Origin of the sequence: Gordonia paraffinivorans NBRC 108238 (assembly GCF_000344155.1) — a bacterium.
GTDB lineage: Bacteria > Actinomycetota > Actinomycetes > Mycobacteriales > Mycobacteriaceae > Gordonia > Gordonia paraffinivorans.
In genome coordinates this window covers 13792-27462 of sequence record NZ_BAOQ01000006.1, presented here as the reverse complement: position 1 = coordinate 27462, position 13671 = coordinate 13792, and the positions used below count along the sequence as shown (strand labels likewise).

The following is a 13671-nucleotide window of genomic DNA, read 5'->3' as shown; positions in this document are numbered from 1 at the left end:
CTCACGACGTGTTCGTGAGGCAGCGGGGTGTCATCAGGGTCCTGAGCCTGTTCGTCGGGGTCGTCGCGGGTGCCGGTGTGCTCACCGCCTGCGGCGACGGCGGGCCGCCGACCATCGACTACGTCGTCGACGCGCGGATCTCGGGCTACAACGCCAACACGGTGGACGGCAACGCCGACGGCGTGCTCATGGCGACCACCCGGTTGCTGCCCGGATTCAGCCTGCTCGGGCCGCAGGGCCAGGTGATCCCGGACCGCGACGTCGGCACCGTCACCCAGGTGCCCGACCGGGTGCCGACGCTGCGGTACGAGTTCACACCGGAGGCGAAGTTCTCCGACGGCGTCGCGCTCGACTGTGACGACCTGTTGCTTGCCTGGGCCGCGATGAGCGGCCGGTTCCCGGGATTCACCCCGGCGACGACCGCCGGTTACCGCGACATCGAGGCCGTCGAGTGCGCGCCCGGCGACAAGACCGCGACGGTGCGATTCGCGTCCGGCCGCTTCTACCAGGACTGGCTGTCGCTGTTCGGCGCCGGGACGCTGCTGCCCGCCCATGTCGTCGCCCGCGAGGCCGGGCTCGCCGACGTCGTCGACTCGATCCGCGGCATGGACCGTGCCGCGATCGCCCGCATCGCCACCGCCTGGAACACCGGCTTCGCCCTGACCTTCGGCCCGGTGGACCACGATCGTTTCCCCTCGTCCGGGCCCTACCGGATCGATCGCTACTCGCGATCGGGTGGGCTGGTGCTGGTGCCCAACGATCAGTGGTGGGGTGATCGTCCGGCCACCTCCCGGATCGTGATCTGGGGTCGCGGCACCGACGCCACCCGCCGCCTGCCGGACGGGAAGTTCGACGTCGTCGACGTGACCGCCGGGATCGTCGACGGCGAGATCGCCGGCTCGTCCGGCGCCGACGGTCCGTCGTCGCCGTCCCGGGCGGTCGGGGTCGAGCAGATCGTGCTCGCCGCTCGCGGCGTCTTCGGAGACGCCCGGATGCGTCAGGCCTTCGCTTCGTGCGTGCCCCGGCCGGATCTCACCCGCGACTTCTCCAACGGCGCCCAGATGTGGAACCTGCGCGTGCTGGTCCCGGCCGACAACCTCGCCGATCCGATGAACGGCGAGTTCGGGCGCAATTACCGCAAGCCGAATCCCGAACGTGCGCGGACGCTGCTGCGCGAGGCGACGGGGCAGGGCGGCGAGGGTGCGTTGCGCCCGCGGACGGTCCGACTCGGGTACCTCGCGCCGACCGAGCGCTGGAAGCAGATGACCGCGGCGATCGCGGAGTCGTGCCGCGACGCGGGCTTCGTGGTCGAGGACGTCGCCAACCCGGACATGGAGGCCGACGCGCTCGGCAAGCACGTCGACGCGATGATCATCGCCGGCGGGGCGTCGTTCGCGGCCGCCGGTGCTGCCGATCCCACCCGTGACGCCTACGCGCTGCGCGGCGGCGATCCGCTCGACCTGTCGGGCATCCGCGACCCGCAGATCAGCCGTGGGGTCGACCAGTACGCGGTGACCGCATCCGAACCCGAACGGCTCCGGTTGGCCCGCTCCATCGAGAACGCCGCGTGGTCGGCGATGCCGTCGATCCCCCTGTTCGCATCTCCCCGGGTGCGGCAGTGGAAGGATCGGATCGGTGGCGTCGTGCCGGGTCTGGCGCGCAGCGGCACCGGGTGGAACATCGATCGTTGGACGATCAAAGAATGACGGGTCGTCGGACGACCGTGGAGCGAGGGAGTAGACGATGGCCGAGGTGACAGGCGACCGCACCGCCGAGGCGGTGGTACGGGCGCAGGAGGCGATCGCCCGGCACGCGCGTCTCGTCGACGATTTCCCCAGTCCCGGAATCGCTTTCAAGGACCTGACTCCCGTCCTCGCCGATGCGGAGGGGTTGTCGGCGATCGTCACCGCACTGACGCACGGCTGCACCGACATCGACCTCGTGGCCGGCATCGACGCGCGCGGCTTCCTGCTCGGCGGGGCCGTGGCGCGCGAACTCGGGGTGGGGGTGCTCGCGGTGCGCAAGGGCGGCAAGCTGCCGCCGCCGGTGCACTCCATCACCTACGACCTCGAGTACGGCACGGCGACGCTGGAGATCCCGGCCGACGACGGTCTCGGCCTCTCCGGGATGCGGGTTCTGCTCGTCGACGACGTGCTGGCCACCGGCGGCACCGCGGTCGCCGCGGCCGACCTGCTGAACCGGACCGGCGCCAGCGTGGTGGGTGTCGCGGTGATCATGGAGCTCTCCGGCCTCCGCGGACGCGAGACCATCGCCCGCGGCCTCGGTGCCGGTGTCCCGGTGCACTCGGTCGCACTCGACGCCTGACCCGGTGCAACCCGTCGAGCTGTGACGGGTGAGGAACTAGACTCGAATCGACCCACCCGTGGGCCGCTGAAACGTCCACTGTCGAGAGGGGGACCGGTCATGGCCGATGAATCCGGAACCGCCCAGCGCGCGTCGACTCCTGCCGGTGAGTCGGCCGTGACTCCCGCTCGCGGCGTGAACGGCCAGGAATCGTCCTCGTCGTCGCCCGTCTCGGCGTCCACTTCGGCGTCCCGGCGCGTCCGGGCCCGGCTGGCCCGTCGCATGACCGCGACGCGCAGCCAGGTGCGTCCGGTGCTCGAGCCGCTGGTCACGCTCCACCGCGAGATCTACCCGAAGGCCGACGTCGCCACGCTGCAGCGCGCCTACGACGTCGCCGAGGAGCGGCACGCCGGGCAGAAGCGCAAGTCCGGGGATCCGTACATCACCCATCCGCTGGCGGTGGCGACGATCCTGGCCGACCTCGGCATGGACACCACGACCCTGGTCGCGGCGCTGCTGCACGACACGGTCGAGGACACCGGTTACTCGCTGGAGGAGCTCGAGAAGGACTTCGGCCCGGAGGTGGCGCACCTCGTCGACGGCGTGACCAAGCTGGACAAGGTCGCGCTGGGCAGCGCGGCCGAGGCCGAGACCATCCGCAAGATGATCATCGCGATGGCGCGCGATCCGCGGGTGCTCGTCATCAAGGTCGCCGACCGTCTGCACAACATGCGCACGATGCGGTTCCTGCCGCCGGAGAAGCAGGCGCGCAAGGCCCGCGAGACGCTGGAAGTCATTGCGCCGCTTGCGCATCGGCTGGGTATGGCGACGGTCAAGTGGGAGCTCGAGGATCTGTCGTTCGCGATCCTGCACCCCAAGCGGTACGAGGAGATCGTGCGGCTGGTGGCCGACCGCGCGCCGTCGCGCGACACCTATCTGGCGCGGGTGCGGGCCGACATCAACAACGCGTTGTCGGCGGCGCGGATCAACGCGACGGTCGAGGGGCGGCCCAAGCACTACTGGTCGATCTACCAGAAGATGATCGTCAAGGGCCGTGACTTCGACGACATCCACGATCTCGTCGGCGTCCGCATCCTGTGCGAGGAGGACCGCGACTGCTACGCCGCGGTCGGCGTCGTCCACTCCCTGTGGCAGCCGATGGCCGGCCGGTTCAAGGACTACATCGCCCAGCCGCGCTACGGCGTCTACCAGTCGCTGCACACCACGGTCATCGGGCCGGAGGGCAAGCCGCTCGAGGTGCAGATCCGCACCCACGAGATGCACCGGACCGCCGAGTTCGGCATCGCCGCGCACTGGCGCTACAAGGAGAGTGGCTACCGCAACAAGTCGGGCAGGAAGACCGACACCGCCGAGATCGACGACATGGCCTGGATGCGCCAGTTGCTCGACTGGCAGCGTGAGGCCGCCGACCCGGGCGAGTTCCTGGAGTCGCTGCGCTACGACCTCGCGGTCCGCGAGATCTTCGTGTTCACCCCGAAGGGCGACGTCGTCACGCTGCCCGCGGGGTCGACGCCGGTCGACTTCGCCTATGCCGTGCACACCGAGGTCGGTCATCGCTGCATCGGCGCCCGTGTCAACGGCCGGCTCGTCGCACTCGAACGCAAGCTGGAGAACGGCGAGGTGGTGGAGGTCTTCACCTCCAAGGCGCCGACCGCCGGGCCGAGCAAGGACTGGCAGAACTTCGTCGTGTCCCCGCGCGCGAAGGCCAAGATCCGGCAGTGGTTCGCCAAGGAGCGCCGCGAAGAGGCCCTCGAGGCGGGCAAGGACGCGATCGCCAAGGAGGTCCGTCGCGGCGGGCTCCCGCTGCAGCGTCTGCTGTCCGCCGAGTCGATGGCGGCCATCGCCAAGGAGCTCCGCTACAACGATGTCACCGCGCTGTACACCGCGGTGGGGGAGAACCACGTCTCCGCGCGGCACGTCGTCAACCGTCTCGTCGCGTCGCTGGGCGGCATCGAGGACGCCGAGGAGGCGCTCGCCGAGCGGTCCACGCCGTCGACGATGCCGAGCCGTCCGCGTCAGGGCGGCGACGTCGGCGTGGTCGTCGAGGGCGCCGACAACGTGGTCATCAAGCTGGCCAAGTGCTGCACCCCGGTGCCCGGCGACGACATCATGGGCTTCGTCACCCGCGGCGGCAGTATCAGCGTCCACCGCACCGACTGCACCAACGCCGAGTCGTTGCGCCAGCAGTCCGAGCGGATCGTGCCGGTGTCGTGGGCGCCGTCGCCGGAGTCGATGTTCCTCGTCGCGATCCAGGTGGAGGCCCTCGACCGGCACCGCCTGCTGTCCGATGTGACGAAGGTGCTCGCCGACGAGCGCGTGAACATCCTGTCCGCATCGGTGACCACCAGCCGCGACCGGGTGGCCATCAGCAAGTTCACCTTCGAGATGGGCGACCCGAAGCATCTCGGTCACGTGCTCAACGTGGTCCGCAACGTCGAGGGCGTGTACGACGTCTATCGCGTGACGTCGGCGGCCTGAGCAAGCGCGCCCGGGTCCTCGGGAAAGCGCGCGTCTGACGTGAATCGATGACCCAGCCGCCGCCCCCGCCCCCTCCGCCTGGGTGGCACCCGGATCCGGACGACCCGACCCTGCTTCGTTGGTGGGACGGGCACCAGTGGACAGACGAGTGGCAGCTCGCCAACATGCCACCGAAGAGGAATTCGGGCATCGCCAAGCCGTTGCTGATCGTCGGTGGCGTTGTCGTGGTCGTGTTGGCCGTCGTTGTCGCCGTTGCGTTTGCGGTGGCGTCGACGACCGGGACAGACCGCCATGAGACGGCGTCTCCCTCGACGCCGAGCGTCACGTCCGACCCCGCGGCTCGCGCGGAGGCATCGCGTCGGGCCGAAGCCGAACGAATTCGCCTCACCGACAAGTCGTCGTACAAGGCCGTGACCTCGCGGGAATGGCAGCTTGTCGCAAAGAACCCCGATGCGCACATCGGGGAGCTGTATGTCATCTACGGGCGTGTGGCCCAGGCCGACACTGCGACGGGGTCGTATCAGATGCGCGTGTACACCGATGGTCAACAGGTCGAGACGTACGACTTCGACATCAACACCATCGTGCGGGCAGGAGAGGCATCGTTCTCCGATGTCGTGGAGGACGACCTGGTTGCTCTCTGGGTGAAGGTCACCGGGTCGGAGACGTACGAGACCACCATGGGTGGTGAAGTCACGGCCCCGGCGGTCGAGGCCAACATCATCGAGGTGTACGGAAGCAGCGGTTAGCTGTTTCTGTTCCGTGCCGAAAGCAGATATCCCGTTGCCCGTTGTCCGTCAACCGGAACAAAGAGCAACGGGATCTGTTGCGTCGGTTCGACCTTCGCTCAGTCGACGGTCGCGGTCTCGATCGTCACGTCGACCTTGGGCTTGCCGTCGCCGGGCTGGCTGCCGGCCGGCCCGGGGTTGATGCCGCCGTCGTAGATCTTGTCCAGCACCGGCAGGCCGGCCTCGTCGACGTGGCCGACGATGGAGTAGTCCGGTCCCAGTTCGCTGTCCTGGATGACGATGAACAGCTGGCTCGACCCGGTGTTCGGGTTCTGGCCGCCCTGGCTGCTGTTGGCGATGGCCACGGTGCCGCGCGGGTAGATCACCGGTTGCGACCCGGTCATCGGGTCGGGCTGGCCCACCTTCTTCAGGTCGGTCGGCGGCTCGTCGGGGCTGGTCCAGCCCGGGCCGCTCATGCCGGTGCCGGTCGGGTCGCCGCACTGCAGGATCTTCAGCTTGTCGGCAGTGGTCATGCGGTGGCAGGTGGTGCCGTCGTAGAACTTGTTCTCGATCAGCGAGGTGACCGCGGCGACGTTGCACGGCGCCGAGTCGCGTTCGAGCGTGACCGGCAGGACGCCCTGCGTGGTGGTGAAGGTCGCCTGCTCGGTGCCCTCCTTGAGGACGCGCTCATCGGGCTTGGGGGACTGTCGCTCGTCCTTGGCGGCGGCCTTCAGCTCGTCGAGTTCCTTCTGGTACTGCGGGCGCTGATCGGCCGGGACGGTATCGGGCACCTTGTCGGGGAGCTGTTCGAACCGGCTCGGAGAATCCTCGAAGGCGCAGGTCGTCCAGCGGGCGGCCTCGCGGTCGTCGGCGACCTTCTTCCAGACGATCGCGGTCACGCCCGCCACGACCGCGACCACGACGGCGGTCGACACCGACGCGATGACGATCTTGCGCTTCCGCCGCGCGAGGCGCTCGGCCTCGAGGCGTTCTTCGAGCTTGCGCTTGGCCGCCTCGCGGCGCTCCTCATTGGTGGTCACGCGGGTGGATCCTCCTGAATCCCGGCACACAGTGCCGTCTGGCTGCGCGGCACCCCCCGGTGCCGACATCTGCGCGGATGACACTTACTCGAGAGGCAAGTCTGCCAGTTGTACCTGAGACGATGCTGCAGCGGGTGGTGGGGGCGGCGTGTGGTGTCCGACGACCGGCGCGGGCCGCCCGGTGCACCGCCTGTCGGGGGTCGTCGGTCACTAGGCCACAATGGAGGGGACCCGCGACCCACAGGAGAGCCATGCTGATCACCGGATTCCCCGCCGGCATGTTCCAGACGAACTGCTATGTGGTGGCCGGCGGGCCCGGCTCCGACGCGGTGGTCATCGACCCCGGCCAGGACGCCGCGCCCACGGTGCGCGAGCTGCTGGCCGAGCACGATCTCACGCCCGTCGCCGTCCTGCTGACCCACGGCCACCTCGACCACACCTGGAACGCGACCCGGCTGTGCGACGAGTACTCCATCCCGGCCTACATCCACGCCGCCGATCGCCCCATGCTGGCCGACCCGACCGTCGGCATCGGCCGCGCGCTGGGCGCGATGATCGGCGACGAGAAGTTCCGGGAGCCGGAGAAGGTCGTCGAGTTCTCCGACGGCGAGCCCGTCGAATTGGCCGGTCTGCGCTTCTCGGTGGACCTCGCGCCGGGTCACACCCAGGGGTCGGTGCTGCTCGGCATCGAGGTGACCGTGCCGGGCGAGGCCGGGCAGGCGCCGCAGACGGTGCCGGTGTGCTTCTCGGGCGACGTGCTCTTCGCCGGGTCCATCGGCCGGACCGACCTGCCCGGCGGCAACCATCAGCAGCTGCTCGACTCCATCGCGTCGAAGCTGCTGCCGCTGCCGGACGAGACCGTCGTGCTGCCCGGACACGGGCCGCAGACCACCATCGCGCAGGAGCGCGCGACCAACCCGTTCCTGGTCGACCTGCGGGCGCCGGGGACCGACACCACCATCGCGACTGACCGACCGAAGGGACGACACGGACTGTGAGCGGCGCATTTCAGGCCCCCCGGGGCATTCCCGACTACTTCCCGCCGAACTCGGCGGATTTCCGGAAGGTGCGGGACACGCTCACCGACGCCGCCCGTCGTGCCGGCTACGGACACATCGAGCTGCCGATCTTCGAGGACACGGCGCTCTTCGCCCGCGGCGTCGGCGAGTCGACCGACGTCGTCAGCAAGGAGATGTACACCTTCGCCGACCGCGGCGACCGCTCGGTGACGCTGCGTCCGGAGGGAACCGCCGGCGTGGTGCGCGCGGTCATCCAGCATGGCCTCGACCGCGGCCAGCTGCCGGTGAAGGTCTGCTATGCCGGCCCGTTCTTCCGGTACGAGAAGCCGCAGACCGGCCGTTACCGCCAGCTGCAGCAGGTGGGTGTCGAGGCGATCGGCGTCGACGACCCCGCGCTCGACGCGGAGGTCGTGGCCGTCGCCGACGAGGGCTACAAGCGCCTCGGCCTGTCGGGCTACCGCCTCGAGATCACCTCTCTCGGCGACGACAAGAGCCGTCCCCGCTACCGGGAGGCGTTGCAGGAGTTCCTGTTCAAGCTCGACCTCGACGAGCCGACCCGCAAGCGCGCGGAGATCAACCCGCTGCGCGTGCTCGACGACAAGCGCCCGGAGATCCGCGAGGCGACCGCCGACGCGCCGCTGCTCCTAGACTACCTGTCCGACGAGGCCAAAGAGCACTTCGACCAGGTGCTGGCCCACCTCGACCGGCTCGGCGTCGCCTACGAGATCAACCCGCGCCTGGTCCGCGGCCTCGACTACTACACCAAGACCACCTTCGAGTTCGTCCACGACGGCCTCGGTGCCCAGTCGGGCATCGGCGGCGGCGGTCGCTACGACGGCCTCATGCGCCAGCTCGGCGCCAAGCAGGACCTGTCCGGCATCGGCTTCGGCATCGGCGTCGACCGCACGATGCTCGCCCTGGAGGCCGAGGGCGTCGCGGACACCCAGGCCGCCCGCGTCCAGGTCTTCGGCGTGCCGCTCGGCTCCGACGCCAAGGCCGAGCTCGTCTCGGTCGCCGGTGCGCTGCGCGCCGCCGGTGTCAGCGTCGACCTCGCCTACGGCGACCGCGGCCTCAAGGGCGCGATGAAGGCGGCCGACCGCTCGGGTGCGCGTCTGGCACTGGTGCTCGGCGAGAACGAGCTCGCGCAGCGTCAGGTCGAGGTCAAGGACCTCGACAACGGCGAGCAGCACACGGTCGCACTCGACGACGTGGTGGCCGAGGTCGCGCGCCTGCTGAACTGATCGACCGGAAAGCGCCCCCGGAAGGCGCCCGCCAGCGGTCCGCCGGCGACATGACGTCGTCCGCGCGCCGCCGGCGGGTTCTTCTCGGGGGCGCTTCTGGGTTGGCCGGCTCGGCTCAGTTGGTCATCTCGGCGGCGAGCACATCCAGCGTGACCCCGCCCAATGCCAGTGCGCGCGTGTGGAAGTCCTTGAGCGTCCACTCCGGGTGGGCGCGCAGCGCGGCGTGGCGCGTGTCCTCCCACACCCGCTGGCCCAGCGCATACGACGGGGCCTGACCGGGCCAACCGAGGTAGCGGTCGAGTTCGAACCGAAGGACCGCGTGGTCCATGGCGACCGACGCGGTGAGGAACCCCCAGGCCTTGTCGGCGTCCCAGATGCCGCCGCCGAGCGACTCCGGGGCGGGCAGCCGGCAGTGCACGCCGATGTCGACGACCACGCGCGCCGCACGAAGGCGCTGGGAGTCGAGCATGCCCATCCGCTCGCCGGGGTCGTCGAGCCAGCCGAGCTCGTCCATGAGCCGCTCGGCGTAGAGCGCCCAGCCCTCGCCGTGCCCGGAGGTGAACGACGCCAGCTTGCGCCAGGCGTTGAGGTCGGGATCGACGATGGCCGAACCGAGCTGCAGGTGATGGCCGGGGACGCCCTCGTGGTAGACGGTCGTCTTCTCCTGCCAGGTGTGGAACACGGTCTGGTCGTCGGGGACCGCCCACCACATGCGGCCCGGCCGGGACAGGTCGGCGCTGGGTTGCGTGTAGTAGATGATCCCGGTCGAGGACGGCGCGAGCCGGCATTCCAGGCGCGACAGCCGTTCCGGGATGTCGAAGTGCCGCCCGGCGAGCCCGGCGACCGCGGCGTCGGAGGTCTCCTGCATCCACGCGACGAACTCGTGCCGGTCGAAGATCTGGTACTGCGGTTGGCGATCGAGCCACCTGAGGGTCTCGTCGACGCCGCGTCCCGGCAGCAGCTGCTCGGCGATCTCGTGTTGCTCGGCGACGATCTGCTCGAGCCGGGTCATCGCCCAGGCGTAGGCGTCCTCCGGGTCGGCGTCGGCGCCCAGATAGGCCGGGAGGTGCAGCAGGTACCGGTCGCGGCCGACCGCATCGTCGTCGGCGGCGCCCGGCAGCACCTCGTTCTGCAGATAGTTGGCGAAGGTGCCGAACGCGGTGTGGATCGCGTCGAGCGCGGTGTGCAGGGTGCCCGCCAGGGCCGGGTCGGCCTCGATCGGCCCGGTGTTCGCGGCGATGGCGTCGGCGGCGGCCTCGGCCTGGCGCGCCACGGCCACGACCTGGCGCCGGGCCGGCGGGGGACCGTGACGCAGTCGGTGGGCGAGCCCGTCGACCGCGCGGGTCAGCGCCCCGGGGATCGCGGTCAGGCGGGCGAGGAAGACCTCGCGCTGCTCCCGGGTGTCGGTCGGCATGAGGTCGAAGACGTCCCGGATCGCCTGCAGCGGCGAGGCGATGACGTTGCACACCCCGATGTGCTCGCCGGCGTCGGCGAGCGCGAGCTCACGACGCAGCGTCGACGACATCGTCGCGACCGTCACGCGGTCGATGTCGTCGGCGACGGGTGCCTCGGCGAGGGCGGCCAGGGTCTCGGCCGCCACCGCCGCGCGTTCGGCGCAGGCCTGCGCCGAGTAGTCGGTCAGTGCGTCGTCGTGGTCGCCGTGTCCGATCTCGGTGGCGAACACCGGATCGAGCTCGCACAGCCGGTCGAGGTGGGCCTCGGCGATCGCATCCACCCGGGTGGGTTCGCGGGTGTGATCGGCGGATGTGCGTGCGGAGGTGGGGGTCATGGGGTCACGTCGCCGTCGGGGTCTCAGGTGGCCGTGTCGGTCACAGATCGTTGGTGGCGAAGGTGTCGCACTTCTTCGGGTCGCCGGACTGGTAACCGATGGAGAACCACTTCGCGCGCTGTGTCGCCGAGCCGTGGGTCCAGCTCTCCGGGTTCGACCGCGAGCCCTGGATGGTGTCGTCGCCGATCGCCTGCGCGGTCTGGATGACCGACGAGATCTGCTGCTGGGTGATCGGCTGCAGGAGCGCGTCGGGGCCGTCGTCGGCCTTGTTGGCCCACACACCGGCGAGGCAGTCGGCCTGCAGTTCGACACGGACCGATCCCGAGGTGGGACCCTGCGAGCCGAGTCGCTGGCCCCTGGCCAGCGCGCCGGTCAGGTTCTGCACGGCGTGCCCGTACTCGTGGGCGACGACGTACTCCTGGGCGAGGGGGCCGTCGCTGCCGCCCATGCGTCGCAGCTGGGTGAAGAACGACGGGTCGAAGTAGGCGGTGTGGTCGGCGGGGCAGTAGAACGGGCCGGTCGCCGAGCTCGCCGCGCCGCACGCGGTGTTGACCGAGTCGGCGAAGATCACCGTCTTCGGCGCCTCGTATCCGGGCATCAGGTCCGACCACACCTGGTCGAGGCTGACCGTGGTCGCCTTGATCCGGCAGATGGTGTTCTCGTTGGCCATCTCCCAGGTGCAGGCGTCGAGCTGCTGCTGGATCTCCGACGCCGCCGAGGAGGTGCCCTGCTGGGGTGCCGCTTGCGAGCCGAGGAGGTCGCCGGGGTTCACGCCGAACAACAGGGCGACGATGGTGATGAGCAGACCGGCGCCACCGCCGAGGGCTATCCGCCCGCCGCCCCCGCCACCACCGCCGGAGACGTTGCCGGTGTCGATCGATCCGCTGCCTTGGAATGTCACGCGGTCATTCTGGCACGCCGCCTGCCCCGGACAGGCACATCTTCGGGTGGCCGGGTGACGGGCGGGTCGGCCGATACGGCACGATGGATATCTGGCCTGCGTTTCCGCACGGCCGTCGTCAAGCCGTTCGTTGGGAAGGACTCTCAGTGCTCCGCACGCATTCCGCAGGTTCGCTGCGTCGCGCCGACGCGTCGCAGACCGTCACCGTCGCCGGTTGGGTCGCGCGCCGACGCGACCACGGCGGTGTGGTGTTCATCGACCTGCGCGACTCCACCGGCCTGGTCCAGGTGGTCTTCCGCGACGAGTCGGTCGCCGCGGCCGCACACCGCCTGCGTGCCGAGTACTGCGTCGCGGTCACCGGTGTCGTCGAGGTGCGTCCCGAGGGCAGCGAGAACCCGAACCTCGCCTCCGGCGAGATCGAGATCAACGCCGTCGAGCTCGAGGTGCTCAACGAGTCGGCGCCGCTGCCGTTCCAGCTCGACGAGTCGCCCGGCGAGGAGGCGCGTCTGCGCCACCGCTACCTCGACCTGCGCCGCGAGCGCCCGGCCGCGGCGCTGCGCCTGCGCTCGAAGGCCAACGCCGCCGCGCGTGGCGTGCTCGCCGCCCACGACTTCGTCGAGATCGAGACCCCGACGCTGACCCGGTCGACCCCCGAGGGCGCCCGCGACTTCCTGGTGCCCGCCCGCCTGCAGCCGGGCACCTTCTACGCCCTGCCGCAGAGCCCGCAGCTGTTCAAGCAGCTGCTCATGGTCGCCGGCATGGAGCGCTACTACCAGATCGCGCGCTGCTACCGCGACGAGGACTTCCGCGCCGACCGTCAGCCGGAATTCACCCAGCTCGACATCGAGATGAGCTTCGTCGATCAGGACGACGTCATCGCGCTCGCCGAGGAGATCCTGGTCGCGCTGTGGAAGCTGATCGGCGTGGAGATCTCCACCCCGATCCCGCGCATGACCTACGCCGACGCGATGCGCCTCTACGGCACCGACAAGCCGGACCTCCGCTTCGGCCTCGAGCTCGTCGAGTGCACCGAGTACTTCGCGAACACGCCGTTCCGCGTCTTCCAGGCGCCATATGTCGGTGCGGTCGTCATGCCCGGCGGCGCCTCGCAGCCGCGTCGTCAGCTCGACGCCTGGCAGGAGTGGGCCAAGCAGCGCGGCGCCCGCGGACTGGCCTACGTGCTCGTCGGCGAGGACGGCACCCTGTCCGGTCCCGTCGCCAAGAACCTGTCCGAGGAGGAGCGCGCAGGTCTCGCCGCGCACGTCGGCGCCAACCCCGGTGACTGCGTCTTCTTCGCTGCCGGCGAGGTCAAGTCGTCGCGTGCCCTGCTCGGCGCCGCCCGCGGCGAGATCGCCTCGCGCCTCGGCCTCATCCCCGGCGCCGGGAGCGAAGCGAGCGGGCCGTCCACCTCTGCCGACGACTGGGCGTTCGTGTGGGTCGTGGACGCCCCGATGTTCGAGCCGGCCGCCGAGGCGACCGCCTCCGGCGACGTCGCGCTCGGCCACTCGGCCTGGACCGCCGTGCACCATGCGTTCACCTCGCCCAAGCCCGAGTCGCTCGACGCGCTCGAGTCCGATCCCGGTGCGGCGCTGGCCTACGCCTACGACATCGTCTGCAACGGCAACGAGATCGGCGGCGGCTCGATCCGTATCCATCGCCGCGACGTGCAGGAGCGCGTCTTCGAGATCATGGGCATCAGCCACGACGAGGCGCAGGAGAAGTTCGGCTTCCTCCTCGACGCCTTCGCCTACGGCGCCCCGCCGCACGGCGGCATCGCCTTCGGCTGGGACCGCATCACCGCGCTGCTCGCCGGCGAGTCCTCGATCCGCGAGGTCATCGCGTTCCCGAAGTCCGGCGGCGGCGTCGACCCGCTGACCGATGCGCCCGCGCCGATCACCCCGGAGCAGCGCAAGGAGTCGGGAATCGACGCCAAGCCGGTTCCGCGCGGCGGCGCCGACAAGGCCGAGGCGAAAGAGCAGGGCGAGGCCGCCGAGAACGCGGCCGAGTAACCCTCACCGATCGACGACGAGCGGTGGCCGGACGTGAGTTCGGCCACCGCTTCCTTTCGTGCCGAGGTGATCGGCGCGCAGTCATCGTCCACCTGTGATGAGATTCGCTACATGGCAGCGCGAGCGGGAATCCCGGAGGTG

10 protein-coding genes are annotated in these 13671 nt (G+C 70.2%); 7 read left to right on the top strand and 3 right to left on the bottom strand.

Annotation, left to right across the window (positions count from 1 at the left end; genetic code table 11):
* Positions 1-8 precede the first annotated feature (8 nt).
* The 4 genes from GP2_RS03545 to GP2_RS03530 all read left to right on the top strand — a co-directional run bounded on the left by GP2_RS03545 (position 9) and on the right by GP2_RS03530 (position 5552).
* The gene (locus GP2_RS03545; RefSeq protein WP_006899101.1) at positions 9-1706 is read left to right on the top strand and encodes an ABC transporter substrate-binding protein; all 1698 of its coding nucleotides are present in this window, start codon (positions 9-11) and stop codon (positions 1704-1706) included.
* A 37-nt stretch (positions 1707-1743) separates the two neighbouring features.
* The gene (locus GP2_RS03540) at positions 1744-2325 is read left to right on the top strand and encodes an adenine phosphoribosyltransferase (protein ID WP_006899100.1); all 582 of its coding nucleotides are present in this window, start codon (positions 1744-1746) and stop codon (positions 2323-2325) included.
* Between the two features lie 99 nt (positions 2326-2424).
* Positions 2425-4803, top strand: coding sequence for a RelA/SpoT family protein (locus GP2_RS03535; RefSeq protein WP_006899099.1), 2379 nt, complete (start codon positions 2425-2427; stop codon positions 4801-4803).
* 47 nt (positions 4804-4850) lie between these two features.
* Positions 4851-5552 (top strand): DUF2510 domain-containing protein, encoded by a 702-nt coding sequence (locus GP2_RS03530; RefSeq protein ID WP_006899098.1) that lies wholly within the window; start codon positions 4851-4853, stop codon positions 5550-5552.
* A 98-nt stretch (positions 5553-5650) separates the two neighbouring features.
* On the opposite strand, the gene GP2_RS03525 is transcribed toward GP2_RS03530, so the two are convergent.
* Entirely contained in the window at positions 5651-6571 is a 921-nt protein-coding gene (locus GP2_RS03525) for a peptidylprolyl isomerase (RefSeq protein WP_006899097.1), read from the bottom strand.
* 251 nt (positions 6572-6822) lie between these two features.
* Here GP2_RS03525 and GP2_RS03520 point away from each other — a divergent pair, with 251 nt between their 5' ends.
* Together GP2_RS03520 and hisS are read left to right on the top strand one after the other, a co-directional pair.
* The gene (locus GP2_RS03520) at positions 6823-7569 is read left to right on the top strand and encodes an MBL fold metallo-hydrolase (protein ID WP_006899096.1); all 747 of its coding nucleotides are present in this window, start codon (positions 6823-6825) and stop codon (positions 7567-7569) included.
* The gene (gene hisS, locus GP2_RS03515) at positions 7566-8831 is read left to right on the top strand and encodes a histidine--tRNA ligase (RefSeq protein ID WP_006899094.1); all 1266 of its coding nucleotides are present in this window, start codon (positions 7566-7568) and stop codon (positions 8829-8831) included. Before GP2_RS03520 ends, hisS begins: the two co-directional genes overlap by 4 nt.
* A gap of 115 nt (positions 8832-8946) precedes the next feature.
* On the opposite strand, the gene GP2_RS03510 is transcribed toward hisS, so the two are convergent.
* Both GP2_RS03510 and ypfJ read right to left on the bottom strand, forming a co-directional pair.
* The gene (locus tag GP2_RS03510) at positions 8947-10620 is read right to left on the bottom strand and encodes a DUF885 domain-containing protein (RefSeq protein ID WP_006899093.1); all 1674 of its coding nucleotides are present in this window, start codon (positions 10618-10620) and stop codon (positions 8947-8949) included.
* A gap of 40 nt (positions 10621-10660) precedes the next feature.
* Positions 10661-11521, bottom strand: coding sequence for a KPN_02809 family neutral zinc metallopeptidase (ypfJ, locus tag GP2_RS03505; protein WP_006899092.1), 861 nt, complete (start codon positions 11519-11521; stop codon positions 10661-10663).
* Positions 11522-11667: 146 nt separating this feature from the next.
* Between ypfJ and aspS the strand changes: the two genes are divergently transcribed.
* Complete coding sequence (gene aspS, locus GP2_RS03500) at positions 11668-13530, top strand: aspartate--tRNA ligase (protein ID WP_006899091.1); 1863 nt, start codon at positions 11668-11670, stop codon at positions 13528-13530.
* The last annotated feature ends 141 nt before the right edge of the window (positions 13531-13671 follow it).